Raw genomic sequence first — 25,452 nt, forward strand, 5'->3', positions numbered from 1 at the left:
AAATAGAATGAAATCCTTTTTATTAATATCGTCCTTTTTGCAAAAACATTCCTAACTTTTCTACCACTTTTTTGGCTAAGATCAAGGTACAGATCACCAACAAATTCCCTAATTCATGTTTTTCTGTCCTAATTTCCTATTCCTTGCAGTCGAAAAAGCCTCCTATTTCTATGCCTTACTTTATCGGCTAATTCATAACTGGGGTTTCTTGATTTATATTTTCTACTTGTACTCCACTTACAATAGCTGTATTTTTTGACTTGCCATCACTACCAGAATACTTGTCTATTATATTTTCTAATTCAATCTCAAGCTCTTTACGAAGGGCTAAATATTCATCAGGTAGTGCAATACTACCATATTCCTGCAATACCAGCTTTTCTTGCAAAGAACATAAAATTGATAAATCTACTAAGCAAATTATAAGCGATACAGTAGCAATTATATTGTAACCATATACTGCTGCAACAATTCCAGCAACAACTGAGATTGGTAAAGTAAATAGTACGACAATGCCTAATTTGCTTATTCCTTCTCTGTAGCTATAAAATGATTGAGTTACAACCTCACATAGGTCCTCTCCTGTCAGATCAAAAACCACGCCATAATTAGGATCGTAAAATGCAAAGCTATCATTTGAATTTTTCTTTATTAGTACAGCATGCCCATTCTTACGTCCAGAGCTATAATATATTTGCATATACCGATTTTGATTCATTGATGCTAGGTTTAAGTCTGCTACAGTTAGTGTCCTTGGCTTTTTCATTACTAATGCAAGTGATTCTAATCTTTTGTGTGCTTGTTTATAGTCTTTTATAAAATCTTCTTGTTTATCTTTTCCAAGCCGCTTAAAAATATCACGGGATATTTCTATTTTCTTACCAAGAAGAGACTCTACTTTGTCCATTTCGTTGCTTGCTCTCTGAATACGTGCTTCTTCTAAAATAATTTCACCATCTTTGACTTTCTTAATTAAATCACCTATTAGTGATCTTTTTTTCTCAGTACTATCAAATACTTTAACAAAGGATTCTTTGTTAACTAACAAATCGTTCAAAGTAACATATTCACACAAATATCTACATATTCCGTCTATTTCTTCCCGATTGAGAAATTTTTTATAGTCTTGAAACATTTGTTCGTCAGATTCAACGATATTCATTAAATCTCTCTGTGCATTAGGTACAAATCTTTCTTTGTATTGAGAAAATATTCCATTCATAAAAACCCCCACCTTATTAAATGATCATAAATAAACTGTACTAGATAAAAATTTTTTAGATTTTTTCCACATATATAATTATGTCAAAATATATAATTATGTCAAAATATTTATGAACAAAACTTTAAAGGATGCTACAGTTAAGAAGTATTACTACCGATCCCACCAGCAACTTAGAGAACATCTTTACAGCTTTGTTATGGCCTACAATTATGCGAAACGTCTCAAAACTCTTCATGGTCTTACCCCTTATGAATTGATATGTTATCAGTGCTCCTGATTTGTTTATACTAAATCCACACCATCACACTCTGGGACCATACATCTAACTCCCTGGTTTCTTCATATCTCATGCTTTTAAATGTATGATTTTATACTAATTTTTGCTCTTTTCCAATTTTGAAAGAGATCTATTATTATTAAGAATTGGTATCAATTTGCCAAAGGCAATAAAACTTGACATTTCTTCAATAGACTTCTTTCAAAATTGGAAAAGAGCAAAAATTAGTATAAAATCATACATTTAAAAGCATGAGATATGAAGAAACCAGGGAGTTAGATGTATGGTCCCAGAGTGTGATGGTGTGGATTTAGTATAAACAAATCAGGAGCACTGATAACATATCAATTCATAAGGGGTAAGACCATGAAGAGTTTTGAGACGTTTCGCATAATTGTAGGCCATAACAAAGCTGTAAAGATGTTCTCTAAGTTGCTGGTGGGATCGGTAGTAATACTTCTTAACTGTAGCATCCTTTAAAGTTTTGTTCATAAATATTTTGACATAATTATATATTTTGACATAATTATATATGTGGAAAAAATCTAAAAAATTTTTATCTAGTACAGTTTATTTATGATCATTTAATAAGGTGGGGGTTTTTATGAATGGAATATTTTCTCAATACAAAGAAAGATTTGTACCTAATGCACAGAGAGATTTAATGAATATCGTTGAATCTGATGAACAAATGTTTCAAGACTATAAAAAATTTTTCAATCGGGAGAAAATAGACGGAATATGTAGACATTTGTGTGAATATGTTACTTTGAACGATTTGTTAGTTAACAAAGGGTCTTTTGTTAAAGCATTTGATAGTATCGAGAAAAAAAGATCACTAGTAAATGCTTTAATCAAGAAAGTCAAAGATAATAGTATTGTTTCAGATGAAGTAGATAAGCAGAAATTTAAGCAGGAAATGAAAAACAGTTATGACAAAGCAGGAGTTCTTCTTACAGGGAATAGTGAAAAAGGTATAGCTGCATTAGAACGAATGAGTGAGGAGGCACAAGAGAATTTCGCAAAAGAAGTCGAACAACTAAACCCCAAAGAACTGACAAAGTCACATCTCCTAGCAATGAAAAAGCCAAAGACACTAACTGTAGCAGACTTAAATCTAGCAGCAACGGATCAAAATTCTTACATGAAAATATCTTATTGGTACATGAATGATAAACGTGCTGGGCATGCTGTACTGATAAAGAAAAATTCAGATAATAGCTTTGCATTTTATGATCCTAATTATGGTGCAGTTTTTGATCTGACAGAAGAGCAGCTATGTGAGGTTGTGACTCAATCATTTTATTCCTACAAACAAATGAGCAAATTAGGTATTGCCGCGCTATTTATTTTATTGACCTCAGTTGTTGCTGGAATTGCCGCAGCAGTATATGGTTACAATATAATTGCTAGTGTATCGCTTGTAATTTGCTTAGTAGACTTATCAATTTCGTGTTACTTAAGGGAAAAACTAGTGCCACAAAAGTATGATACTGTTGCGCCAAAAAGTAATATTTCGGTGATCGACGATAACTATCAGGTTGAATTAGAAAATCTGATTAATAAGTATTGTGATAAGGTTCTGTCCCATCATCTATAAATTCTGGTGTCCCATTTGTAGGAAAGTAGAAAAGAAGTGATATAATCATCTCTAGCTCATATCAACTTTTTGAGTAACCGTTCATGGAGATAGGGGATTTAAGATTAAGATAAAATATGGTTATTTAGCTCCTTAATTTCATCGAGGGAAAGGCCGGTGGATTCAGCTATTAAGTGGACAGATACGCCAGCTTTAAGTAGGTTTCTAGCCACTGCTATTTTAGCCTGTTTTTCGCCCTTTTCTTCACCAATTTGAATACCTTCTTCTCTGCCTTTTTCATGTCCGATAAGGATGCCTTCATGAAGTTTTTCTTCAAGGGTAGATAAATAATCATCGGTACGTTTCTTAGCTTGATCATAAGCGAGACGTTCTTCTTTACTCCAATTATATTGGTTTAACTCATCATAAGCCCTACCAATAATTACATCACTACCTATTATTTTTTTTAGATCCTCTTCGCTCGTTTCATCTGCGTGCTTAAAAAAATAGATCCATTTTTCAACAATATTTTCTAATTGATCTTCTTTTGTCTTATTAAACTTTGGTAGCTCTATAAAAGTGAAACTAAAGTCTTTGAGATCATGTTCAAAGGTCATTTTATCAAAAGTAACGTGATCAGACTTATAAGCCAGCTTATTAGGAAATAGGATAAAATCAGCAATAGCAATAAAGATAACCCCTTTAAGATCATGATACTGGTCACCTACATCAGCTTGACTTGAATAAGCTTTGGCAGCGTAGTATTGGGCACGTTTTTCAAAGCCTCTTGTTTTAGCAACTTGCATCTCAATGATGGTTTTTATCCCTGTAGAATCAACACAGAGAACATCAACAATGCTTTGCTTTTGAGAAGCAATGACAGGGTCTTGAATGGGACTGAGAAAGGAGACATCTTTAATCTGGTTGTCATCAGTAAGATCTAATATATCATTAAGGAAGTGAATAAGAATGTCTTTATTCCTCTCAGTACCAAATATTTTCTTAAATGCATAATCATTTCGCACATTGAGAAATTTAGAGAGAGCCATGAGAAAGTAAGTTGGAGAGTAGACCGGCGGAACTTCCCCACCAGTCTCTCGCAGAACTGTACGTAAAGTAGAGTAGGCAGCCAGCGAGTTACTATTAAGCACTTTTCCAACAGCCTCTCTCCGAACCACGCATGACCGTTTCCGTATCACGTGGCTCTCCAATAATCTAACGTTTTAAGGAATCACCATCATATTTCCCATATTGGATTTTCTTATGGCATTCATGACAAACAACAAGAGTTTTTCTCTGTCGTTCAATCATTCTTTTCTTCCATTCAGGTAGTTCAACATTACTCTTACTTCGTAGATCAGCAAGTTTACGTACATGGTGTACCTCAATCTGCTCTTGTGATTTACATAATTCACAAGTTTGTGCCAATAGTCTTTGCTCTATTTCACTACGCTTATTCCATATTGGTATAAGGTTATCACTTATGCTTACCCATTTATTCCATTTTAGCGACACAGCACCAAAGTGTGTAATTAATGGTATCTTTGATGGTAAACGATCTACTCTGATTTGGATGACTTTTCGTTTTTCACCTTCATCGTTTTCAATCATCGCACCAAATTTTCTATAAATTTTCCTGCAAGTTGTTTTGTATTTAGATGCTAAAGTCTTTACTAATGATACTTCCATCACATACTTCAGATAACTTAGTGTGTGAAGGTTGTAGGCCATTTTGTAGTATTGTACAATTCCTCGATATTCAGTTTGATACTGAGCAACAATACTGTAAGCTGTATCAATTGTACGTTGAGGTAAATGTATAGGCTTTCCACAACGCATATATTCAGAACACTTTTTCTGCTTTATATGGTGTGGTACACGTAAGCCAACACTACCGTTAATACACCGCTGTGTCCGATGATCATGTTTATCATCTGCATGCAAGACGTGTATTTCATAACCCAAAAAATTGGCTTTGCTATCACATGCGTGTGTAATAAGCGTTTTATCTTCATTAAGCATAAGTTTGAGCTCCTCATTGAGGAATCTAGCAATCTCATTTTTAATTTGTTCAGCTTCATTTTTTTGGTCCTGCAAACCCTACCAGAACATCATCAGCATACCTAACATACCAAAGACGTCGATAATTTTGATCACAAGAGTCCTTAGATGGCATACTCTGCACTAATTGGCGCAGTTGCCTTACTTGCTCCCAATTCCCTTGTTTTCTCATCATCGATACTTGCTTGGTTAACCTTAAATATTTTGGGTTTGTCCTTCTTCGCTTACCTCGGTTATTTGCTGGTATTAATGTATGTTCCACATGTTTATCTAACCGATCGAGTAATATGTTACTCAGAATTGGACCAATAATAGAGCCCTGTGGTACTCCACTGTGACTCTTATTGTACTTCCAATTTTCCATATATCCTGCTTTTAGCAGTCGATTGATTAGTTGGATAAAACGGTTGTCTTGAAAGCTTTCACTCAGTATTTTTAACAATATGGTATGATCAATTGAGTCATAACATGCTCTGAGATCCCCTTCTATAAACCATTTTGTACCTCTGCCTTTTTGCGTTACTGCTTTTAATGCAGTATGGCATCCACGCTTTGGCCGGAATCCATGTGAACACTCACTAAATTTAGACTCATAATAGGCTTCCAATATTAATCGGATTACTTCTTGAAGTAACTTGTTTGACCATGTTGGCAATCCTAACGGCCTTCGTTTACCGCTCTTCTTTAAAATGTAGATACGTTTTACTGGTATCCATCGATATCGTTCATAGCGTAAATCCTCTATGATTTTATCAATTTTCTCCAAAGACATACCATTAACTGTTTCAGCAGTTACACCTTCTGTCATAGCACCTTTATTACGACAAAGTTTACCATACGCTTGAAGGTAAAGATCACGCTGATAAAGTAGGCGATATACGTTTTTAACCGGCAGATTTCTTTGTCCGCGTTCACGTATAATGTTAAGTATTGTTTCAGCTTTCCGCATCTTGCGTACCTCCCAATTTCAACATTCAATTATCTGTCACCCTTTGCCCTGTATGTGGCTCTCCCACATTCCCCGGTGGTTCGTTACTTCCACGACTACTACGATGACTCCGTAACCATAGAACTCGCGTTCCTTAGGTCATCCCATGTTCCGTCACTAAGAACTGTTCTAGATCAACTTAGGTTTTCCATTCATCCTCTTAAATAAGTTCACTACTTATCGTTCTACAGCCAGAATGTCGCACAAACGAAAGTTTAATCTGTGCTTACTGTAGACATGGGGTTTTAAATGTGATACCCATGGATGTGAAGTCCCACCCCTGAAGATTAGAATTCAAGCAGTTTAGCTTTAACCATATTGATCAGGTGTTGCAAGCCGTTATCTTACACATCTTCAGACAACTCTCGCTTTACATACATGCTCTTGTCCTCCTCCCCTTTCGGGTTAAAGTTAGTTGTTCACCTCGAGGCCATTTATTCTGAACCCCGCTTAGCTCTGCTAAGTATTTCTTAATGCGTGCCACGGCGCACCCTCTCGATTTATACAGCTCCCGTTATTCAGCCTTTTGATCCCAATCCTAGTGTCCAGTGATAGAAAATATTTGGAGACCTCTTTCTCACTTTTGCTAGAAATTGCTTTGCTAGTCTTCCATGATTTCGAAGTTTCTTATATTTGGCTCTGACCCATCCTACTAGGTGCCACTCTACATTTCTGAGAGATGGATACATCTCTGATTTATAAAACCTGCCATAGTACTGATACCAGCCTCGGACTATAGGATTTATTTTCTTTGATATTTTCTCTAGTGTTGTATATGTTTGCCTACGTATTTTCCATGACCTTATGGTTTGGTTGATCTTCTTCTTGGCTTTGTTGCTAATTGCAGGTAGAAATGAGACAAAATAGTTTCCTATTTTATTGTTCTTTGCCAGTCTAGGTCTGAACGTGTAACCCAGAAAGTCAAAGCTCTGTATTGGAAACTCATCTCTCCTATTGTCATCCTTACAGTACACTATTTGTGTCTTTTCAGGATGTAATTTTAGCTTAAACTCAGCCAATCTTTCTTCGATCTTGTCTTTTATGAATTTTGCCTGTCTCTGGGTTTTACAGTGCACCATTGCATCATCTACATATCTCTCAAATGGTATTGTTGGGTAGTTTTGCCTCATCCACATATCAAATGCATGATGCATAAATATGTTAGAAATGATTGGGCTTACAGAACCTCCTTGTGGAACTCCCTTATTCCTAACTACCTTACTGCCATCTGCTAGTTGAATCGGGGCTTTCATCCACCTTTCCACGTACAGTATGACCCACTTGCAATCTGTATGCTTCTTGATAGTTTGCAGTGCTAACACATGATCCAGATTGTCGAAAAATCCAGAAATATCAAGATCTATCGTCCAATCACTTCTCCAACATCTCTTACACGCTGTACTTACCGCATCCAGTGCAGACTTGTTTGGTCTATAACCATACGAATCTTCGTGAAATTCCTGCTCTACTAACGGTTCGAGATACATAGTAGCTGCTGTTTGCCCTATCCTGTCGAATACTGAAGGAACACATAAAGTTCTTTGTCCTCCTGTATCTTTTGGTATCGCAACAGCTTTTACTGGTTCTGGAAAATAACTTCCGGATGACATCCGATTCCACAGTTTGTATAGATTATCTTTTAGATTTTCTTCAAACTTTGTTATCGAGACCTCATCTACACCTGCCGCACCTCTGTTTTTGGATACTTGTTTATAAGCTTTCCAAATCAGTTGCTTTGGTATGTCAAAAGATTTTGTTTTATTCATTAACTCTTCCCTTTCGGTTGATAAATAATTAAAACTAAATAACTCAGCCCCTTCGCTCCATTTCCATTACAAAAACTTCTTCACTACTACGAGCTAATCCGCCCCTGTTTTTCGCATCAGTACTCTCTTCCTTAGAGTTCAGCTCCTTGGACTTCTCCCTTATCATCGAAACGACAGGTTCCCATAGTTCCACACAATAGCCTGAAATAGGTTCATGCCACCTATATGCCGGATGCCACCTACCCAGTAGACAAGTTCCCGATAGGCTTATCCCAAGTTACTTTTTCTCCCCTGGTTTTGACATCATCGCATTACCTTTCGACGTGTAATCAGTGGTTCACTTGCGTTCATCTCTCTATTTCACACATGACGCATAATTACGCCTTTTCCATAACGCTCACTACCTTGGCTCTTTACCAAAGCAGCTTATGGTTGTTTGAAGCCTGCTCTTGTAAACCGGCTCCGAGGGGCCCACCCTCATCTATTGTGCAGCTTTCGCACTTAGTTTGCTCTTTCCTGAACATTCCTTGTGTCTCTACGGCACACAAAAAGCATTAATAATTATACACAATTCTGAAGAAATATTCAACTCTTGTGTTTAAATCTTATTTTTTTAAACTTTGGGTATGTTAGAGAAAAAAACGACTGTCAAAGATGGCCTAAGAATAGCATCTTCTGCTTTAGACGTCCTTTTGTACATCTTTCTATAACTCCCTCATAAAGCGCCTAAAAACGCCAGCAAATGAATTCATAGATTCAGTAGCTATAAAGAGCTTTAAAAACACTTATTTTGGTGTAACCTCCTAATAAAAATACGAGCCCAAAAGCTCAATTACCTAACATCGCGAGATTAACCTCTCACACCTTTACATGATAAAGATCTTGAAACTTAATGTCAACATTTCAGTAGCAAATTTTATTATATCCTATTAGTATGGACAAAAAGAAGATACATTGCCAGTAGAAGAAAAAGTGTTAGCTACCATTGCATGCCATGGATCAATTCGAGAAGGGAGAAATTAGAGGAAATGAACGAGCTACTGAGACGAATGGAAGAAACACCGTATGCTGATCACGGAAGACCAACGTATATAGAAATGAAACTAAGTGATATAGAAAAATTGTTTGAAAGAAGATAGATTAAACTTGTTGAAGTGATCTTTATTGAGATAGTTCTTCTAGTTATTAAGGAGTCAGTATAGAATGTAAATATTTGTTTTGTAGATAAAGAGTGGCTGCTAATAACCCTAATTTTTTAGACTACAAAGTAGGACAGAAAGTAAGAAGTTGTAGGCTAGCGAAGGGTTACACTCAAAAGGATTTAGCAAGTAAAATCGGTACAAAATATCAGGTCATACTACAATATGAAAAAGGAACACGTAGAATTTCAATTAACAAATTATATGAGTTAGCAGAAGCATTATCAACAACTGCTAGAGATCTAGCTTGCGGACAAGAAGTATCAAAAAGGTATGAGGAAGAAGAGATAGTAAGAAGACATAAAGAAATTAAGGATCAAGAATTACGCGAAACGTTTTACTTATTAACCAGATTCATCCGTATTAGTGAGGAAAGAAGCGGAAAAGCGGTGAAAATAGAAGTAGCAAGGGGTTTAGTTAAGGCAGGAGTTTCTGCTCACGTTATCTCTCGAACAACCAATTTATCTATTAGTGAATATGAAGAGAAGAAGATTTCTATTCCGTATAAAGTAGGGCAAAGGATAAAAGAGTGGAGGTTGAGACGAGAGTATACCCAAGAAGATTTAGCAAACAAAGTCGGCATAACAAATCAAAGGATATACGAATATGAACAAGGGCGAGCTGCCGTTTCACTTGAAACATTAGATGAAATAGCAAAGGTATTATCAATCAGTATCATAGATCTACTTCCCGAATCAACAGAAGATGAAAATAGCGAAGTTGGGTTATCAAATTTGATAGAAGAATACAAAAAGATTGAGAGCCAGGAGTTACGAGATGTGCTGATCAAATCTTTGTTTGAAGGCATACATGTTTGTAATGAAAAGATTAGAGAAGCAAAGAAGGTTGAAGTTGCAAGGAATTTAATCAAAGAAGGAATTTCTGTTGATATTATCTCGCAAACGACTGGCCATAAGTTTTAAGTAAGATCTTTTATATTTCCATAAAAAAATAAACAAAAAAAAATTAAAAAATTGATTTGACTTCACCCGAAAGCTATGGCTTTATGCCAATACTGCTAAAAAATAGCAGTAAACATTTAAAAATAATTTATTATTAGTGAAGGATATATTATATGAATAATAACAATAAAAGTAAAGATCGTAGAGAAGAAATAGAGTTCAGAGCATTGGTAAGCAAAGGACATGCTTTACTAGATCGTGAAATAATAGAAACGTTTCTGAGTGGAGCGCATGATGGGGTCGAAGCTAGCATTATTGCTGAAAGGCTAATGGATCGTTTTAAAGGAATAGGAAGGATTTCAAGTCTGGAAATAGATGACCTGAAAACTATAGAAGGGGTAACCGACTCTACAGTTACAGCAATTTTATGTCTTAAGGAAGCTTTAAAGAGGGTGCCGAGAGAAGAGTTAAAGAAAGGACCAGTAATAGGTGGTAACTTAGAAAAGCTCGTAGAATATTGTAAGTTGAAAATGTGATATAAAAGAGGATAAGAGGGAAAGATAGCCCTACTCACTATAGGAATAGGACTATCATGGGCGTGTGCGACCGGAAGAATATTGGTACTACAACCGTTTAAATCAAGGTACACTAGCCCATCTCTCGATACGTTTGAATAGTTGCTTGGGACATATATATGCACCCGTTTACAATCTTAAATTAACTAAAACTATCGAGGTTTATTATGGTTACATCTTATCAAAATTTTATTGGCATTGACATCGGAAAATTTAAAAATGTCGTTGCAATTCACAAACAGAAGAACGCTGTCAAATTTGACAATGATTCTGATGGTTGGCAACAATTATTTCAAAAGTTTTCAGATATTCTACCTAATTCTTTAGTAACTTTGGAAAACACAGGAAAATATGAGCTTGGTTTGTCACATTTTCTTATTGACAAGAATATTGCAGTACATCGAGCTAATACTCGTAAAGTAAAAAGCTTTATCTTGTCTCACGGAACTGTAGCAAAGTCTGATAAATCAGATGCGAGGGCTCTTGCTCAATATGGATTTGAACGCCATAGAACTCTCTCTCTATTTGTACCTACATCAAAAGAACAATCAACCCTGGTTGCACTTTGTCAACGTCGTGATGACATTACGCAAATGAGAGCTCAAGAAAAATGCAGACTAGAAGCACCGGAAAATGATCATATAAAGGAAAGTTGTCAAAAAACTATAGAATTCTTTAATAGTCAAATAGATGAACTCAATAATACTATACAAAAAATTATTGATGAAAGCCGTGAGTTACAACAACGTCAAAAAATCCTTAAAACGGTTCCTGGAATAGGTTCAAAGTTATCTCAAGATTTTCTGTGTTTAATGCCAGAGCTTGGTTATTTAGGCAGAAGAGAAGTAGCAAGTCTTGCTGGAGTTGCACCTCATCCTAAGGAAAGTGGTAAAGCTGTTGGTTACCGAAGGATTATAGGCGGTAGAAGTAATATTCGTTCAAAGCTCTTTACAGCTGCCATGTCTGCTGCAAGGTCTAAATCTGTACTTGGTGCCTTTTATTCCAAGCTTGTTGAAAGTGGTAAGAAGAAGATGGTAGCTATAACAGCTCTAATGCGTAAAATTATAGTAATTGCTAATGCAAGACTTAAAGAAGCAGTCAATGTGAATATTTAAAAATTTACATAGCAGTAACTGAAATGAGTTAATGAATATTGTGAATAAGTACGTCCACACAGACTTAAAGTACTTATTCACATATTCATTGGCTTAAGCAGGAATTGTTGTAGTAGCTGTTTGATATAGAATTCTGTTTCTATGACAAACGGGTTTTTATTATCTATATGAAGTTGCAAAATTATACAAATGAAAAATTAAAAAAAAACATAGTTGATTTAACTCAAGTAGAAGAAGCGATAAAGAAGCTACAGAGCGGAGAGAGAGTAGTATCGATTGCATATGGTGACCATGTGGTTAGGTATGGAGAAGTTCAGATAAAAGATCTATTGGACTTAAGACAACGCATTAAATCTGAATTGAAAGTCGCAGTGAAGAGAAAAATTGTTATTTCAACGAATAAAGGAGTGGTATGAGAAGTTGCATGGTAGAAAATGGATACCCAGATTTTCTAGAGCATTTGAGATATATGATAGCTACTGCTACGCCAGGAATGCTTGTAAATGTAGTGGTAGACCTCTCACATTGGGAGACGAACGTGGATTTTAAATTAGCAAAAGAAGATGGAATATTGGGAGTTATTCATAAAGCAACGCAGGGGTTAAAGTACATAGATCCAACATACGTGGAAAGAAAAAAAGCTGCTGAGGAAGAAGGAATTCTCTGGGGAGCATACCATTTTGGAGTAGGAGAAAACGGAAAAGACCAAGCTGAGCATTTTTTGGAAACAGTTGGAGATGATGCTGAAGTATTACTAGCGCTTGATATAGAAGAAAATAAGAGTGGAAAGAATATAACGCCAAAACAAGCTGAAGACTTCGTTAACAGGGTTTATTTAATAACCGGACGTTTGCCACTGATTTACGGAAATGCGTATTTTCTCAAAGATTTTGCTACCCCAACTTTAACAGAATGTCCACTATGGCTAGCAAAATGGGGAGCAGAGCCAACATTACCGATAGGCTGGAAAAACTGGACTTTATGGCAATATACCGACGGTCAAACAGGTCCTAAACCAAATTCAGTAGAAGGCATAGGACCATGTGATCGAAATAAATTCAATGGGACGTTGGAAGAACTGAAAGATTTTTGGATATCATGATGTTATTGAAATCATTCAAACAATTATTCCACAAATCACCAAAACCAAAAAGCTCAGCCTGGGACGCTGCAGGATCAGGAAGAAGAGTGATGTATTGGCAGGGAGAGTCAGGAAGCATAAATAATTTGCTGTCTCAAAGCCTTGAGCACTTACGTAGCCGCTCTCGTGATATGGTAAGAAAGAACTCCTATGCAGCAAACATCATCGATACGATAGTAAGTAACTCTGTTGGGACAGGAATAAAGCCGCAGTCAAAGGCGAAAGATGCAGAGTTTCGGAAAAAAGTGCAAGAGTTATGGCTGAGATGGACAGATGAAGCAGACAGCAGTGGGATAAATGATTTTTATGGGTTACAAGCTTTGGTCTGTAGGAGCATGATAGAGGGAGGGGAATGTTTTGTACGGCTGAGAACAAGAAAACGAGAAGATGGTCTTTGTGTACCGTTGCAACTGCAAGTACTTGAATCAGAGCATTTAGATAATAAAAGCAATCAGACGCTCGGCAATGGTAATGTAATTCGCAATGGCATTGAATTTAACCGACTTGGGCAAAGAGAAGCGTACTACCTGTTTAGAGAACATCCAGGAGAAGGCTCGTTTGGCGAATCAGTGAGAGTGCCAGCAAACGATGTTTTACATATCTATAAACCACTTAGACCTGGGCAAATTCGAGGAGTACCGTGGCTTTCTACAGTACTACTCAAACTCTACGAACTTGATCAATATGACGATGCGGAATTAGTGAGAAAGAAGACAGCAGCGATGTTTGCAGGGTTTATTACGAGACTTGATCCAGAAGCAAATATTTTAGGAGAAGGTGAAGCAAATGAGCATGGAGTAGCGCTGTCAGGCTTAGAACCTGGGACTATGCAACTTTTAGATCCAGGAGAAGATATCAAATTTTCGGAACCATCAGATGTTGGGGGAAGCTATGAAGCATTTATGAAACAGCAGCTCAGAGCAATAGCAGTAGGTATGGGGATAACGTATGAGCAGCTAACAGGAGATCTAAGTGGTGTCAATTATTCATCAATCCGAGCAGGGTTAATAGAGTTTCGCCGGAGGTGCGCGATGTTACAACATAATGTGTTAGTATTTCAATTTTGCCGTCCAGTATGGGATAGGTGGTTAGAATTAGCCCTACTCTCCGGAGAACTCGATATAGGAGAAGAATGGACAAAAAAAGGGGCAAAAGAGGTAAAATGGATAGCGCAAGGGTTTGATTGGGTAGACCCGCTGAAAGATCAGCAAGCACAGCAAATGGCGGTAAGAAATGGGTTTAAGAGTAGGTCAGAAGTAGTTTCAGAGCTAGGTTACGATGTAGAAGAAATTGATCAGGAAATTGCTGAAGATCAAAGACGTGCAAGTGAACTGGGCTTAAGTTTTGATTCTGACGTGCAAGGTAATTTTAATACTAATACTGAGATAATATAAATGACTTGGATTAACAAGCCAATGATGATAGAGCAGAGAAGTTTTGATCTATTGTCATTACATGCAAAAAAGCAGCCGATTTTCAAAAACATAAAACATGTAACAAGAAATAGTGAAAGTGGAATAAAAGTAATACCAATACATGGAATCTTGACGAAAAAGTCAGAAGCTTTTGATGATGTGTTGGGGATGACATCGTATGAGAAGATACGTGAAAAGATAGAGGAAGCTTTAATAGATGAAGAAGTAGAAACAATAATTTTGGACATAGACAGCCCCGGAGGGGAAGTAAACGGTATATTCGACCTTTCTGACTTTATTTACGAAGCAAGGACAAAAAAGAGGATTGTGGCGATAGCAAATGATGATGCTTACTCTGCTGCGTACGCTATAGCTTCTAGCGCTGAAAAGGTATTTGTGAGCAGAACTTCAGGAGTAGGAAGCATTGGAGTAATAGCAAGCCATATAGATCAAAGTGAGTTTGATGAAAAACAGGGGGTAAAATATACCACAGTATTTGCAGGAAAGAGAAAAAACGATTTAAATCCGCATGAGCCGATAACGTCTGAAAGTCTGGAAAGCTTGGAAGGAGAGGTAAATCGCCTATATGAGATGTTTGTCCAGCTAATAGCAAGAAACCGAAATTTGTCCATGGAAAGAATCAAATCAACCGAAGCAGGGTTATATTTTGGAGAAAAAGCAATAGAGATAGGACTTGCTGATGGAATTACAATTTTTTCATCTATTAATAAAAATAGGAGTATTACTATGAATGAACAAACTACAACTGACCTAGAAACTGATAATTTAACTAAGTATCGTACTGAAGTTCTTGAATTAATACGTTTATGTAATTTATCAAAGATGCCAGAAAAGATAGGAGAATTTATTGAACAGGATGTAAATGCAAAGCAAGCCCAAGAGATATTAATGTCGATACTGGCGGAGAGAACGAAGAAGACGGAGATACTAAGTACAATACCACAGAATTCAGGAGAAGAGTTGATGATGCAGGTAGCGAAAAGTCGTGTGCAATCAGGTATTTAAAGTATTTGTATAACCGCCGTGTATAACAACCACAAATATGGCGGTAAAAAATAAAAAAAGGAGAGAAAAGGTATGAAAAGTATAAGTGAAGGAAATAATTTAGGCGATCTTCTGAAATATGAGGCATCAAGTCTATATTCAAGAGACCAAGTAACAGTAGCAAAAGGTCAAAATATTAAGCTTGGTGCAGTAGTTGCGAAGAAGACAGACGATGGTTTTATTAGGGTACTTAATCCAGCAGCAACAGATGGCACACAAACAGCAATAGGTGTAATAACAAGTGACGTAAATGCAATAGAAAACACCAAAGCAGTAATCATTACACGTATAGCAATGTTAGCAGATCATGCAGTGGTGTGGCCAGCAAATATCACTGAAGAGCAGAAAGCTGCAGCAATAAAGCAACTTGAAGCGCGGGGCATTATCATTCGTAGGGGAATTTAAACTGCTCAACTGAAGAGCAAAACCAACTTAAAACACACAGCATTAAAGGGGAAAAACATGCAAAATCCATTTACAAATCCGGCATTTAGTATGACAGCATTAACAAATGCAATGAACATATTGCCGATAAATTATGGTCGAACAGAAAATTTAAATTTATTTCCAAGTAGGTCGGTAAGATTTCGTCATATTACGATAGAAGAACACCACGGAGTATTGAGTTTATTACCAACGCAAGTGCCAGGAGCACCAGCAACAGTGGGAAAACGAGGAAAACGGAAAGTAAGAACATTCACAATTCCACATATTCCCCATGATGATGTAGTGCTGCCAGAGGAAGTACAGGGAATAAGAGCATTTGGATCAGAAAGTGAACTTAAAGCGCTGGCAGATGTAATAACTGACCATTTACAGCTAATGAGAAACAAACATGCAATAACGTTAGAACATCTGCGAATGGGAGCACTCAAAGGAATTATTCTGGACGCAGATGGCAGTGAATTATTAAATCTGTACAACGAATTTGAAATTACGCCAAAAGTAGTAAATTTTGCGCTAGGAACTGCAACCACCGATGTAAAGCGTAAGTGTTTGGAAGTATTGCGCCATGTTGAGGACAACTTAAGTGGTGAATATATGACTGGGATTCATGCGCTGGTAAGTCCAGAGTTTTTTGACGCATTAACATCGCATAGCAAAGTAAAAGAAGCATATGAGAGATGGCAAGAAGGAGCAGCATTAAGGAACGACATGAGGTCAGGATTTACGTTCTGTGGAATAACGTTTGAGGAGTATAGAGGACAAGCAACCGACCCTGAAGGAACTGTAAGAAGATTTATAGAAAGAGATACAGGGCACTGTTTTCCATTAGGAACAGCAAGTACGTTTACGACATATTTTGCACCAGCAGACTTTAATGAAACAGTGAATACTCTTGGACAACCACTATATGCAAAACAGGAGCCAAGAAGATTTGATAGAGGGACTGACCTTCACACCCAATCCAACCCTCTGCCAATGTGCCATCGTCCGGGAATATTAGTAAAAATCGTTACAGCATAGAAGAGCTAAGAGGGAGAGAATGACTTTAATCAAACTCTCCTACCAATGTAGCCACTTTCTTAGCGTGCTTCTTAAGTTACTATATAAAGGTAAGGTATGCAAATGGTTTGTGTAGACGGAGCAACTACAAGAAAGGAGGTACGAAAAAGTTGCCTACACAAGCTTTAGAACCCCAGTTATGGATTAACCAACGAAGTAAAGCTGAGAAATACAGGGCTTTTTCGATTGCATTGAATAAGAAATGAGGGTAGAAAAAATATGTACCAAGAAATTTACTGTGGATCTATGCCGAGTGTGCTCAAGTTCAAATTTGTTTTTTAGGCAGCCAAAAACCGTTTCAACAATCGATCTTTTCCCTAGTAAAATCTTCTCTTTCAGCGAAATCAGTGCATTTTTCATACCTTTTTTCACTTTAGTGACGAGTTTTAGACCTCTATCGAATAGTTTCTCAAAGAGCTCTTTCTTTATATAGCCCTTATCTCCAAACAAAAGTCCAGTTAGTTTTTTGGTTAGAGTTGGTACAGGTTTTCTGTCATCGACGTTACCTCTGGTTAGCGTAACACCTTGAATTTCACCTATTTCATTGATTACTACATGTAATTTAAAACCAAAAAACCAGCCGTAAGTATTCTTTCCTAACTCTGCTAATCCTTTGAAAACCTTATTTCTTGAGATTCTTTTTCGATGGCATACTGCTATTGAAGTAGAATCTATGTAGGAAATCCCGGTCATTTTTGCTTGTTCACAAAACCATTGCAAAAGTAATGCTAAATACCACAAAACTCGCGGCTTTAAGGCAATAAATCTGTGATATGAAGGCAGCTTTGAAAACTCTGATCTATAGAATAACTGAAGATAACAAAGATAAAAAGCCTTGAAGTTTTTACATGGTGATTTATGGTATAATAGGATTATGGTTAGAATTTCTGAGTGCGCTATTTCTGGTACTCTGGTTGGTTTTTTGCCGTTTGATAAGAACCTATTTGCAAAATTATCATCTACCGCACGACAAAAATCCTCGACGCAACAGTACAGTTCTGTAATATCTTTCTTCATGGGTAACCTCTTATTATTACTAAAATACTCGAGTTTACCCTGTTTCCCTCTTCTTAGTTATACTTTTATCTATTTTCTAATCCATAACTGAGGTCATAAGTATCGTAATTACGAAAGAGCTAAAGATGCTGACAAGCTCTGACCAAAAGGTAATGTGACATTTTTCATTTCTGGATGTACGCAAATCACCGGTATAGAGAAGCCACCTAACCCACTGTTGTATGATAGAAGGAACAGGGTAAGCCTGTATTTCGCCTATATGGCAAGCAAACCGCAAGGAATGCTGATGAAGGTGCAGGTAAAGGATAATGGAGAAAGCGAATGCCAGTTTGTAATGAAATGGATAGACATTAATTCGCGTGAAAACGAGCAGACTTCCATTTGGTCCTTCGTGACAAGAAACTTTGTCAACCACTTAAGGTAGGAAAGCAGATGATTACAAGTAAAACTGTAAGTGCACTTACCAACAACTCCGAAGCATGGCATATGTGAAAGGTTCCACAGAACTATGCAAGATCAATATTATCTTTAGAAAGAAAATTTACACCTCTTTGGCAGAACTTCAGTTAGATGTAGACCATTGGGTGCATTCTTACAATAGATCTAGACCGCATTCAGGTAAATATTGCTATCCTATGCAAACCTTTTTTGATAGTATGCATATTGCTTATCAGAAAAATATTGATAGCATTAAACAGGATGCTGATTTTGGTTTTGACTTTGTCAATTCTTCTGTCAGTTAATTCACGCCTGTCAGATCAAGTCTAAACTATTACAGCTAAAGTATGGGCAAGAATATATTGAAAAAGGAATGAACTATTATGAAACACGTTACAAAGAGAGAGTTAAAAAAAACTTGATCAAAAAAGCACAGGAATTTGGCTACATCTTAGTTCAAAAAGATGAACTAGTTGAGGGAGTTTCTTAGAAGCGCATAGTTGAAGTCAAAGTTCTGGTTAAGAAATGTTGCTGCTGAGTTGTTTGCACTGAAAAAAGCTCTGTTAAAAAATGAGATAGATGTTTTTAGATTTGCCAGACGTGCCAGAAAATTGCGAAAACGTACAAGGTATTACTTGAAGGAGATATTTTACCTACCTGAAGCAATGTATCTGTTCAGATGCATGGCTAATGCTGAAACAAAAATTCCAGTGCTCCCTTTCTTGTCATCCCAGTCTGGCATGGCTTTGTTGCATCGCACCTTATACTGGTAGTAATTTACGATAAATTCATGTAGCCATTTCGCATACCAATGTCAGTGAATTTATTGAGCAAATAACACTTGAGTCGCAGTTCCTTCTCACGATTAACCTCAGATTTGTTCCGAAAACTAAACCAGAATGTTTGTTTCAGTCGCGAGAAAAAACCTTCTACATAAGATCTTTTCCCATAATTTACTTTCTTTTTCCATTCTTTCACGCCATCTTCACCGTATAATTTTATTAATCTAATAGCAGCATTTCTGTCAGACATATAATCTATTTCTGGATGTTCTGCCGCATTGTTTATTGGTGGAATTTTTGCCTTTATATCATATTCGTTACACAATTTATAAAACTTGTGCCTATCATATGCCCTATCTGCATATAGTGCTTTTATGGCATGAACTTCTTTAAGCAAATCACAAGCTCCATAGTGATCAGACCGTTACTGTATTTTACAGCTATATATTCAACATTACATGCAATTTTCTATAGCTGCGATACTTTCTATCTTCGCTATTTTCCTTCAGGAGTGTTGTTGTATATCTGTACTGTCTATAGCAATTTCGATATCTTCCATGTTATTTTCTGCAATCATTTATCTTAATATTAAGTTTCTTTTGATGCTTGTGAATAGCTGCAAATTTCTTCCTATTTGTTGCAAATATCCTTTTATAAACCCTACCGTTTGTCTTAAACCAATTCTAAAAAGATTGACGATTATATGCACCAAAATTACAACTTTATCACTATAAATATAGTTGCCGCCTTGCATTTTTGGACTATTTTCATACCAATTTTCGATAGCTTCATCGATGTAACGAAAAATATTTCCTCTTTCTTGCAAAAATTTGTTATATTCGTTTTGGTTACTGACTCTCATTTTTTGTGGCATATTTTTCTTCAAAGGTTAAATGGCTATTTTATAATGAATTTTGTCAGTAACTGCCAGATTTTTTCGGTTGCTATGCAACAAAGCCCACTGGGATCCAGAAAAGTTTGCTTGTAAACTAGCATAGAAAAACGTTTTCGATGAGATTATATGGAAAACTGGATTCCAGCGTCACGCGCTGGAATGACAAGAAAGGGGGCACTGGGATGACACCATTTGCTATGCAATTTACCTTCAAAACCTCAGTTATGGATTAGAAAATAGATAAAAGTATAACTAAGAAGAGGGAAACAGGGTAAACTCGAGTATTTTAGTAATAATAAGAGGTTACCCATGAAGAAAGATATTACAGAACTGTACTGTTGCGTCGAGGATTTTTGTCGTGCGGTAGATGATAATTTTGCAAATAGGTTCTTATCAAACGGCAAAAAACCAACCAGAGTACCAGAAATAGCGCACTCAGAAATTCTAACCATAATCCTATTATACCATAAATCACCATGTAAAAACTTCAAGGCTTTTTATCTTTGTTATCTTCAGTTATTCTATAGATCAGAGTTTTCAAAGCTGCCTTCATATCACAGATTTATTGCCTTAAAGCCGCGAGTTTTGTGGTATTTAGCATTACTTTTGCAATGGTTTTGTGAACAAGCAAAAATGACCGGGATTTCCTACATAGATTCTACTTCAATAGCAGTATGCCATCGAAAAAGAATCTCAAGAAATAAGGTTTTCAAAGGATTAGCAGAGTTAGGAAAGAATACTTACGGCTGGTTTTTTGGTTTTAAATTACATGTAGTAATCAATGAAATAGGTGAAATTCAAGGTGTTACGCTAACCAGAGGTAACGTCGATGACAGAAAACCTGTACCAACTCTAACCAAAAAACTAACTGGACTTTTGTTTGGAGATAAGGGCTATATAAAGAAAGAGCTCTTTGAGAAACTATTCGATAGAGGTCTAAAACTCGTCACTAAAGTGAAAAAAGGTATGAAAAATGCACTGATTTCGCTGAAAGAGAAGATTTTACTAGGGAAAAGATCGATTGTTGAAACGGTTTTTGGCTGCCTAAAAAACAAATTTGAACTTGAGCACACTCGGCATAGATCCACAGTAAATTTCTTGGTACATATTTTTTCTACCCTCATTTCTTATTCAATGCAATCGAAAAAGCCCTGTATTTCTCAGCTTTACTTCGTTGGTTAATCCATAACTGGGGTTTAGAAGTTTAGTAAGTATAAAGGAAGAATGCAAGAAAATATTAAAAGGTTATTGAAAGATTGTTTTGCACATCTTGGGGAGCAAGCGTTTTATGAATCAAAGGATAAGGCATACATGGTACAAATATTGAAGCAACAGCCAGATAAATTATATGGAATTGGTGAAGGACAATTTGTGGGGGAGATGCTTTTTCTTGAGGTAAGCGTTTTTGATGTATTGAAGCCAATGGTGGGAGATATTTTTGTTATTGATGATCGTAAATATAAAGTACATTCTCCACCGCTGCAAGACAATTCAGGAATGGTATGGAAAATTCAAGCGTCGGGGGTGTGAATGCGTATCAACGTTGAGGTTAGCGGTAGCATTGAGAAGGTTATGCAAAGTATAGATGCTGAAAGGAAAAAAGTGGAAAAAGCGACGGAGAGGGCGTTAAACAAAACAGCACTATGGTTAAAAGCAAAAGCAGCTAAGGAAATCAGTGAGGAAAAGAAGATAAAATTAAGTTTGATAAGAAAGAGATTAAGAATTTTTAAGGCGAAAACTAGCAGATTAGACGTGTTAATTAGAGCGAATCTCTATGACATTAGAGCATCGACAATTGGCAAAATACAAAAAATAAGAAGAGGATCGAAAGTAGGAAAGCAACAATTTATAGGAGGATTTGCAGCAGTTATGCCAAGAGGAAATAGTGGTGTTTTTAGGCGTGAAGGAAGAAAAGCTTTGCCAATACAAGAGGTAAAATTAGGACTGGAGCCAGAAGCATCAAAAATAATAAAGGAGCTAGTTAATTATGAAACAGAAGGGATATTTGAGAAATATTTTGAGCGTGAATTAGAACTAAAAGTATGATTTTAACTGAGTTGCAGAAAGCAATTTGCAGGATATTGAAGAAAGAAATATCAGCAATTCAAACTTGTGAGGTTTATCCAACAATAAGGAAAGAATTAGTAGCGCCAGCGGTATTTGTAGAGCTTGTGAGTTTAGAATCGGGAAAAGATCCTGGAACAGAGGAATTAGCGCTGAAAGCAAGATTTGAAGCGAGAATTGTAGTTGATGGAACAGTCGAGGATTCCTCGTTAGTTGTAAGGTCATTAGCAGCAGAAGTAGCAAGAGTAGTGAACAAGAATACCTGGGAAAAGAATGTATCTCCGGCTGAATTTCTTTCTGCGGAGCCTGATGGATTTAGACCCGAATTAGATGCATATTTGGTGTGGATGGTTGATTGGAGTCATCAGCTTCATTTAGGTAAATCAGTATGGGAAGAGGGGAAAATTAAACCACATAAAATAGCAGTGGGAGAAATGCATGTTGGAAAATAATTTTGCCATTGCAGAGTTACAGAGAAAAGTAGCGAATATTATTCGTATAGGTCTAGTAAAAGAAGTAGACTATGAAAAAGCAAGAGCGCGGGTAAAGGTAGGAGAATTTATAACTGATTGGCTTTCGTGGATAACGACAAGAGCAGGAGAAGATAGAAGTTGGTTTGCGCCGAATATTGATGAGCAGGTGATGGTATTATCGCCGATGGGAGAGTTGTCTTTGGGTGTTGTGTTACCAGCAATTTATCAGCAGAAGTATTTTCCCTCAGAATGCCGAAAAGATGCGCATATTTTTGAGTTTCAGGATGGAAGCAAGGTATCATACGATAAAGATAAACATCATTTAGAGATTGAAGTAGTAGATAAAATAACGTTGAAAGTAGGAGAATCAAGCATAGAGATGACAAAAAAAGGAATAAAACTCAAAGCAAAAAGAATAGATTTAAACTAGTATATGGGTAAAGCAATCGTTTGTGTAGGAGATTATTGCAGTGGAATACCGGCACATGTTTGTATGAGTGGAAGTAGTGATGTTTTTAAGAAAGGGAGATCTGTGTGTCGTAGGGGTGATATCTTGACTATAGGAGAGACACTAACGCAAGGTTCAAACAGCGTATTTGTGAATGGTATTGGTATTGCACGAGTTGGAGATACAGTTTCCTGTGGATTTAAGGTAATAGGAGGAAGTAGCAGCGTTTTTTCTGGATAAAGATATGAAGGGAATGAATGCTGAAACAGGTAAGGGATTAGAAGGTTTGGAGCATTTAAAACAATCAATTACTGATATTTTAACCACTCCCATTGGATCACGTATTATGAGAAGAGAGTATGGTTCTCGATTATTTGAATTAGTAGATAAGCCAATCAGTAGGGATTTAACACTAGAAATTTACGCAGCAACAGCAGAAGCACTGGGGAAATTTGAGAGGAGATTTAAGTTAGAAAAAGTAAAGATTGCTGAAGTTAAAGAAGGAAAGGTCAATATTTCATTAGATGGTATTTATCTACCAAATGGGAAAAATATTCATTTTGAAGGAATTGTAGTATAAAGATGGAGCAGCCAAATATTATCGAACCACTGAACTTCGAAGAGATTTTTGCTCGGATGAAAGAAGAATTAATAAGTCGAGATAAAAGTTTTACGGCACTAATTGAAAGTGACCCAGCGATGAAGATTTTAGAAGTAGCAGCCTGGAGAGAGCTTTTGCTGAGACAAAGAATAAATGAAGCGGTAAAAAGCAATTTACTCAAGTTTGCAAGGGGAGAAGAGCTTGATAATTTAGCTGAGTTTTATGGAGCAGAGAGGCAAGATGGAGAAGAAGATGAACGCTTCAGAAAAAGAATCAAGGCAAGAATAGTTGGCTCAAGCACAGGAGGGAATTATCGGTTTCAAGCACTCTCAGCAGATACGAGAGTTAAAGATGCATTAGTAGAATCTCTGGTACCAGGAAAAGTACAAGTTTCAATCTTATCAACACAAACTGGCATACCCCAAGAAGAATTACTAGAAATTGTCAGAAATCAGCTAAACAAGGAGGATGTGAGGATTTTAACAGATACGATTGAAGTGGTAAGTTGCAATATTATTGAAATAGATATTCACAGCAGAATGAGCATAAGTTCTGTAATATCAAAGGAGGAAATTAAGGAACAGTTCATTAAGAAGTTTGAAGCAAGTAGAAGGCTGGGATGGAGTGTCACAAGGTCGTGGATTATAGCGAATCTATTTGTAGAGGGCGTAGAGAATGTAGAATTAATAGAACCAAAAGAGGATGTTGTGGTTCTGGGGAATGAATGTGCAAATTTGAGAAATTTAAAGGTTGAGTAATGTTATTGCCACCAAATGCAACAAAACAGGAAAAAGGGCTAGTAGAAGCAATCGATTATAAAGTTGATCCAAGCAGGATAAGAGGATTTAAATTTAGCCTAGGGGAAAAAATATTGCCGTGGTTGGTTGAAGAATACGGGTTAGAAGAAATTCTACGCTGGGCAAAAGATAAAAGAAGAGCGATAAAAGAAGGGGTAGAATTTCAGCGTTTAAGAGGAACACCAGCATCCCTGAAAATAGCATTAAAATGGGCAAATATAGAAGATATTACAATTATTGAAGAGCCACCCGGTAAACACTTTTTTGAGTTGCAGGTAGGGATAAGAGACGTACCAAATGATTTCTTTGTTGATGCAGTAGTAGAATTAGCAAAACTATCATTACCTGCAAGATCGAGGCTAATGAGGATTTTTAACGATTATTATAATGCGCAGAGATTTATATTGGATGAGAGTTTATTTGGAGATCTTCTTTCTGACTATTCAGGGGTAAAAATAGAAAAAGATGGACCAGTGTTATCATTTGGTCGGAAGAATACATTTGAGCTAAAAATCTTAAATCCAAGTTTTAAGTTTAGTACTTTTCGGGTTCATTATGAGCAAGCATTTAGTAATGACATATATCGATTAGATGTAGCAATACTTGGAGAAACCGAGCCTCACACGAAGAATTATAACGGTATTTATGAAAGAAATCATCAGTGGAATAATTTAAAAACGTTATATCCTCTACCACAGAGCTTATTACCACCGATTAAATTTGCTAAAGCAGAGATAGTATTGTCAGGCAGTTGGAGATTAGGAGAAATAAACGCATGTTTTCCGGTTACGAGTGTAGAAGAATGTGGAGAAAAGTTCTATTTGAATGACCACAAACTATCTGAACAACTGTGGAATTTAAAGTACAAGCCAATTTTAGAAAGGTTTAGCGTTACTCACCACTACAAGGTAGAAGATTTTACCAACCAAAAAGTTATAAAATATGGTTTAGCAAAGCACTATGTTCATTTTGAAAGCGAATTAAATTCAGAGCAAAAGGATTCAATACACGAGTTAGAAAAGCACATTTTAGTGTTTTATCCAGGAGTACTAACGTGGCACGAACATCGACATTTGAACAGAAGTTGGAAAAATAGTCAAGTAATATCTATAATAAGTTAAGT

Annotated in this window: 26 protein-coding genes and 8 pseudogenes; 25 read left to right on the forward strand and 9 right to left on the reverse strand. The window is 36.5% G+C overall.

The annotated features are described in order from the left end of the window. Positions 1-81 precede the first annotated feature (81 nt). A pseudogene (locus NBW39_RS04970) lies at positions 82-191 on the forward strand (IS982 family transposase); the annotation flags it as partial. Here NBW39_RS04970 and NBW39_RS04975 read toward each other — a convergent pair. Beyond that, complete coding sequence (locus NBW39_RS04975) at positions 188-1,222, reverse strand: hypothetical protein (protein WP_250294714.1); 1,035 nt, start codon at positions 1,220-1,222, stop codon at positions 188-190. The pseudogene NBW39_RS04970 and the gene NBW39_RS04975 overlap by 4 nt on opposite strands. A gap of 112 nt (positions 1,223-1,334) precedes the next feature. On the opposite strand from NBW39_RS04975, the pseudogene NBW39_RS04980 reads away from it, so the two are divergent. Further along, positions 1,335-1,551: pseudogene (locus tag NBW39_RS04980) on the forward strand (IS3 family transposase); the annotation flags it as partial. A 226-nt stretch (positions 1,552-1,777) separates the two neighbouring features. On the opposite strand, the pseudogene NBW39_RS04985 reads toward NBW39_RS04980, so the two are convergent. Further along, a pseudogene (locus tag NBW39_RS04985) lies at positions 1,778-1,994 on the reverse strand (IS3 family transposase); the annotation flags it as partial. A 112-nt stretch (positions 1,995-2,106) separates the two neighbouring features. Here NBW39_RS04985 and NBW39_RS04990 point away from each other — a divergent pair. Continuing rightward, positions 2,107-3,102, forward strand: coding sequence for a hypothetical protein (locus NBW39_RS04990; RefSeq protein WP_250294715.1), 996 nt, complete (start codon positions 2,107-2,109; stop codon positions 3,100-3,102). A 104-nt stretch (positions 3,103-3,206) separates the two neighbouring features. Here the strand turns inward: NBW39_RS04990 and NBW39_RS04995 are convergent, their stop codons facing one another. From NBW39_RS04995 to NBW39_RS08725, 5 genes are all read right to left on the reverse strand, one after another. Next, a complete protein-coding gene (locus tag NBW39_RS04995) occupies positions 3,207-4,130 on the reverse strand; it encodes an Rpn family recombination-promoting nuclease/putative transposase (RefSeq protein ID WP_250295762.1) in 924 nt (307 codons plus the stop codon). A gap of 166 nt (positions 4,131-4,296) precedes the next feature. After that, positions 4,297-5,178, reverse strand: coding sequence for a group II intron reverse transcriptase/maturase (locus NBW39_RS05000; RefSeq protein WP_250294716.1), 882 nt, complete (start codon positions 5,176-5,178; stop codon positions 4,297-4,299). Then, positions 5,159-6,091, reverse strand: a complete 933-nt coding sequence (locus NBW39_RS05005; protein ID WP_250294717.1) for a reverse transcriptase/maturase family protein — start codon at positions 6,089-6,091, stop codon at positions 5,159-5,161. The genes NBW39_RS05000 and NBW39_RS05005 overlap by 20 nt, the downstream gene beginning before the upstream one ends. A 557-nt stretch (positions 6,092-6,648) precedes the next feature. Then, the gene (gene ltrA, locus NBW39_RS05010; RefSeq protein ID WP_250294718.1) at positions 6,649-7,896 is read right to left on the reverse strand and encodes a group II intron reverse transcriptase/maturase; all 1,248 of its coding nucleotides are present in this window, start codon (positions 7,894-7,896) and stop codon (positions 6,649-6,651) included. A 43-nt stretch (positions 7,897-7,939) separates the two neighbouring features. Beyond that, positions 7,940-8,062: a hypothetical protein gene (locus tag NBW39_RS08725; protein ID WP_256466289.1), complete on the reverse strand. Its 123-nt coding sequence runs from the start codon at positions 8,060-8,062 to the stop codon at positions 7,940-7,942. A gap of 779 nt (positions 8,063-8,841) precedes the next feature. On the opposite strand from NBW39_RS08725, the pseudogene NBW39_RS05015 reads away from it, so the two are divergent. The 10 genes and pseudogenes from NBW39_RS05015 to NBW39_RS05060 form a co-directional block, all read left to right on the forward strand. Beyond that, positions 8,842-9,035 (forward strand): annotated as a pseudogene (locus tag NBW39_RS05015) (DNA mismatch repair endonuclease MutL); the annotation flags it as partial. Positions 9,036-9,127: 92 nt separating this feature from the next. Beyond that, positions 9,128-10,018 carry a WO male-killing family protein Wmk gene (wmk, locus tag NBW39_RS05020; protein ID WP_250294719.1) on the forward strand — a complete coding sequence of 297 codons (891 nt, stop codon included), beginning with the start codon at positions 9,128-9,130 and terminating at the stop codon, positions 10,016-10,018. Between the two features lie 152 nt (positions 10,019-10,170). Next, a complete protein-coding gene (locus tag NBW39_RS05025; RefSeq protein ID WP_250294720.1) occupies positions 10,171-10,533 on the forward strand; it encodes a DNA repair protein RadC in 363 nt (120 codons plus the stop codon). A gap of 206 nt (positions 10,534-10,739) precedes the next feature. After that, the gene (locus NBW39_RS05030) at positions 10,740-11,687 is read left to right on the forward strand and encodes an IS110 family RNA-guided transposase (protein ID WP_250294721.1); all 948 of its coding nucleotides are present in this window, start codon (positions 10,740-10,742) and stop codon (positions 11,685-11,687) included. 167 nt (positions 11,688-11,854) lie between these two features. Next, the gene (locus NBW39_RS05035; protein WP_250294722.1) at positions 11,855-12,103 is read left to right on the forward strand and encodes a gpW family head-tail joining protein; all 249 of its coding nucleotides are present in this window, start codon (positions 11,855-11,857) and stop codon (positions 12,101-12,103) included. Continuing rightward, positions 12,100-12,789, forward strand: coding sequence for a glycoside hydrolase family 25 protein (locus NBW39_RS05040; RefSeq protein ID WP_250294723.1), 690 nt, complete (start codon positions 12,100-12,102; stop codon positions 12,787-12,789). The genes NBW39_RS05035 and NBW39_RS05040 overlap by 4 nt, the downstream gene beginning before the upstream one ends. Next, the gene (locus tag NBW39_RS05045) at positions 12,789-14,222 is read left to right on the forward strand and encodes a phage portal protein (RefSeq protein ID WP_250295763.1); all 1,434 of its coding nucleotides are present in this window, start codon (positions 12,789-12,791) and stop codon (positions 14,220-14,222) included. Before NBW39_RS05040 ends, NBW39_RS05045 begins: the two co-directional genes overlap by 1 nt. Continuing rightward, entirely contained in the window at positions 14,223-15,269 is a 1,047-nt protein-coding gene (locus NBW39_RS05050; protein ID WP_250294724.1) for a S49 family peptidase, read from the forward strand. A gap of 72 nt (positions 15,270-15,341) precedes the next feature. Continuing rightward, entirely contained in the window at positions 15,342-15,713 is a 372-nt protein-coding gene (locus NBW39_RS05055) for a head decoration protein (protein ID WP_250294725.1), read from the forward strand. A gap of 57 nt (positions 15,714-15,770) precedes the next feature. Further along, positions 15,771-16,775, forward strand: a complete 1,005-nt coding sequence (locus tag NBW39_RS05060) for a major capsid protein (RefSeq protein ID WP_250294726.1) — start codon at positions 15,771-15,773, stop codon at positions 16,773-16,775. A 183-nt stretch (positions 16,776-16,958) separates the two neighbouring features. On the opposite strand, the gene NBW39_RS05065 is transcribed toward NBW39_RS05060, so the two are convergent. Further along, positions 16,959-17,831 (reverse strand): IS982 family transposase, encoded by an 873-nt coding sequence (locus NBW39_RS05065; protein WP_250294632.1) that lies wholly within the window; start codon positions 17,829-17,831, stop codon positions 16,959-16,961. Positions 17,832-18,309: 478 nt separating this feature from the next. On the opposite strand from NBW39_RS05065, the pseudogene NBW39_RS05070 reads away from it, so the two are divergent. The 3 pseudogenes from NBW39_RS05070 to NBW39_RS05080 form a co-directional block, all read left to right on the forward strand. Then, positions 18,310-18,574, forward strand: a pseudogene (locus NBW39_RS05070) (integrase core domain-containing protein); the annotation flags it as partial. Between the two features lie 35 nt (positions 18,575-18,609). Continuing rightward, positions 18,610-18,759 (forward strand): annotated as a pseudogene (locus NBW39_RS05075) (IS110 family transposase); the annotation flags it as partial. Between the two features lie 25 nt (positions 18,760-18,784). Beyond that, positions 18,785-18,961 (forward strand): annotated as a pseudogene (locus tag NBW39_RS05080) (IS66 family transposase); the annotation flags it as partial. A gap of 85 nt (positions 18,962-19,046) precedes the next feature. On the opposite strand, the pseudogene NBW39_RS09250 reads toward NBW39_RS05080, so the two are convergent. Then, a pseudogene (locus NBW39_RS09250) lies at positions 19,047-19,925 on the reverse strand (transposase). Between the two features lie 330 nt (positions 19,926-20,255). Between NBW39_RS09250 and NBW39_RS05095 the strand changes: the two are divergent. From NBW39_RS05095 to NBW39_RS05135, 9 genes are read left to right on the forward strand one after another with little or no spacing between them, the layout of a single operon-like run. Continuing rightward, on the forward strand, positions 20,256-21,128 hold the full coding sequence (locus tag NBW39_RS05095; RefSeq protein WP_250294632.1) for an IS982 family transposase: 873 nt from the start codon (positions 20,256-20,258) through the stop codon (positions 21,126-21,128). Between the two features lie 42 nt (positions 21,129-21,170). Continuing rightward, positions 21,171-21,476, forward strand: a complete 306-nt coding sequence (locus NBW39_RS05100) for a head-tail joining protein (protein ID WP_250294728.1) — start codon at positions 21,171-21,173, stop codon at positions 21,474-21,476. Then, positions 21,477-21,992: a phage tail protein gene (locus NBW39_RS05105; protein ID WP_250294729.1), complete on the forward strand. Its 516-nt coding sequence runs from the start codon at positions 21,477-21,479 to the stop codon at positions 21,990-21,992. It begins immediately after the preceding gene. Then, positions 21,989-22,462 carry a hypothetical protein gene (locus tag NBW39_RS05110; protein ID WP_250294730.1) on the forward strand — a complete coding sequence of 158 codons (474 nt, stop codon included), beginning with the start codon at positions 21,989-21,991 and terminating at the stop codon, positions 22,460-22,462. The genes NBW39_RS05105 and NBW39_RS05110 overlap by 4 nt, the downstream gene beginning before the upstream one ends. After that, positions 22,449-22,913 (forward strand): phage baseplate assembly protein V, encoded by a 465-nt coding sequence (locus NBW39_RS05115; protein ID WP_250294731.1) that lies wholly within the window; start codon positions 22,449-22,451, stop codon positions 22,911-22,913. The genes NBW39_RS05110 and NBW39_RS05115 overlap by 14 nt, the downstream gene beginning before the upstream one ends. A gap of 3 nt (positions 22,914-22,916) precedes the next feature. Next, complete coding sequence (locus tag NBW39_RS05120) at positions 22,917-23,171, forward strand: PAAR domain-containing protein (RefSeq protein WP_250294732.1); 255 nt, start codon at positions 22,917-22,919, stop codon at positions 23,169-23,171. A gap of 4 nt (positions 23,172-23,175) precedes the next feature. Further along, complete coding sequence (locus NBW39_RS05125; protein WP_250294733.1) at positions 23,176-23,511, forward strand: GPW/gp25 family protein; 336 nt, start codon at positions 23,176-23,178, stop codon at positions 23,509-23,511. Between the two features lie 2 nt (positions 23,512-23,513). Further along, positions 23,514-24,290, forward strand: a complete 777-nt coding sequence (locus NBW39_RS05130) for a baseplate assembly protein (protein ID WP_250294734.1) — start codon at positions 23,514-23,516, stop codon at positions 24,288-24,290. Then, positions 24,290-25,450 carry a phage tail protein gene (locus tag NBW39_RS05135; protein WP_250294735.1) on the forward strand — a complete coding sequence of 387 codons (1,161 nt, stop codon included), beginning with the start codon at positions 24,290-24,292 and terminating at the stop codon, positions 25,448-25,450. The genes NBW39_RS05130 and NBW39_RS05135 overlap by 1 nt, the downstream gene beginning before the upstream one ends. The last annotated feature ends 2 nt before the right edge of the window (positions 25,451-25,452 follow it).

This window comes from Wolbachia endosymbiont of Oedothorax gibbosus, assembly GCF_936270435.1.
Taxonomy (GTDB): domain Bacteria; phylum Pseudomonadota; class Alphaproteobacteria; order Rickettsiales; family Anaplasmataceae; genus Wolbachia.

Excerpts from the sequence above, each read along its gene's own strand:
- NBW39_RS05095 (WP_250294632.1), top strand. The coding sequence starts at position 20,256 with ATGAAGAAAGATATTACAGAACTGTACTGTTGCGTCGAGGATTTTTGT.
- NBW39_RS05135 (WP_250294735.1), top strand. The coding sequence starts at position 24,290 with ATGTTATTGCCACCAAATGCAACAAAACAGGAAAAAGGGCTAGTAGAA.
- NBW39_RS05120 (WP_250294732.1), top strand. The coding sequence starts at position 22,917 with ATGGGTAAAGCAATCGTTTGTGTAGGAGATTATTGCAGTGGAATACCG.
- NBW39_RS05035 (WP_250294722.1), top strand. The coding sequence starts at position 11,855 with ATGAAGTTGCAAAATTATACAAATGAAAAATTAAAAAAAAACATAGTT.
- NBW39_RS04995 (WP_250295762.1), bottom strand. The coding sequence starts at position 4,130 with ATGGCTCTCTCTAAATTTCTCAATGTGCGAAATGATTATGCATTTAAG.
- NBW39_RS05005 (WP_250294717.1), bottom strand. The coding sequence starts at position 6,091 with ATGCGGAAAGCTGAAACAATACTTAACATTATACGTGAACGCGGACAA.
- NBW39_RS05100 (WP_250294728.1), top strand. The coding sequence starts at position 21,171 with ATGCAAGAAAATATTAAAAGGTTATTGAAAGATTGTTTTGCACATCTT.
- NBW39_RS05045 (WP_250295763.1), top strand. The coding sequence starts at position 12,789 with ATGTTATTGAAATCATTCAAACAATTATTCCACAAATCACCAAAACCA.
- NBW39_RS05040 (WP_250294723.1), top strand. The coding sequence starts at position 12,100 with ATGAGAAGTTGCATGGTAGAAAATGGATACCCAGATTTTCTAGAGCAT.
- NBW39_RS05115 (WP_250294731.1), top strand. The coding sequence starts at position 22,449 with ATGTTGGAAAATAATTTTGCCATTGCAGAGTTACAGAGAAAAGTAGCG.
- NBW39_RS05055 (WP_250294725.1), top strand. The coding sequence starts at position 15,342 with ATGAAAAGTATAAGTGAAGGAAATAATTTAGGCGATCTTCTGAAATAT.
- NBW39_RS08725 (WP_256466289.1), bottom strand. The coding sequence starts at position 8,062 with ATGATAAGGGAGAAGTCCAAGGAGCTGAACTCTAAGGAAGAGAGTACT.
- NBW39_RS05025 (WP_250294720.1), top strand. The coding sequence starts at position 10,171 with ATGAATAATAACAATAAAAGTAAAGATCGTAGAGAAGAAATAGAGTTC.
- NBW39_RS05050 (WP_250294724.1), top strand. The coding sequence starts at position 14,223 with ATGACTTGGATTAACAAGCCAATGATGATAGAGCAGAGAAGTTTTGAT.
- NBW39_RS05105 (WP_250294729.1), top strand. The coding sequence starts at position 21,477 with ATGCGTATCAACGTTGAGGTTAGCGGTAGCATTGAGAAGGTTATGCAA.
- NBW39_RS05125 (WP_250294733.1), top strand. The coding sequence starts at position 23,176 with ATGAAGGGAATGAATGCTGAAACAGGTAAGGGATTAGAAGGTTTGGAG.
- NBW39_RS05060 (WP_250294726.1), top strand. The coding sequence starts at position 15,771 with ATGCAAAATCCATTTACAAATCCGGCATTTAGTATGACAGCATTAACA.
- NBW39_RS04975 (WP_250294714.1), bottom strand. The coding sequence starts at position 1,222 with ATGAATGGAATATTTTCTCAATACAAAGAAAGATTTGTACCTAATGCA.
- NBW39_RS05110 (WP_250294730.1), top strand. The coding sequence starts at position 21,989 with ATGATTTTAACTGAGTTGCAGAAAGCAATTTGCAGGATATTGAAGAAA.
- NBW39_RS05030 (WP_250294721.1), top strand. The coding sequence starts at position 10,740 with ATGGTTACATCTTATCAAAATTTTATTGGCATTGACATCGGAAAATTT.
- ltrA (WP_250294718.1), bottom strand. The coding sequence starts at position 7,896 with ATGAATAAAACAAAATCTTTTGACATACCAAAGCAACTGATTTGGAAA.
- NBW39_RS05130 (WP_250294734.1), top strand. The coding sequence starts at position 23,514 with ATGGAGCAGCCAAATATTATCGAACCACTGAACTTCGAAGAGATTTTT.
- NBW39_RS05065 (WP_250294632.1), bottom strand. The coding sequence starts at position 17,831 with ATGAAGAAAGATATTACAGAACTGTACTGTTGCGTCGAGGATTTTTGT.
- NBW39_RS04990 (WP_250294715.1), top strand. The coding sequence starts at position 2,107 with ATGAATGGAATATTTTCTCAATACAAAGAAAGATTTGTACCTAATGCA.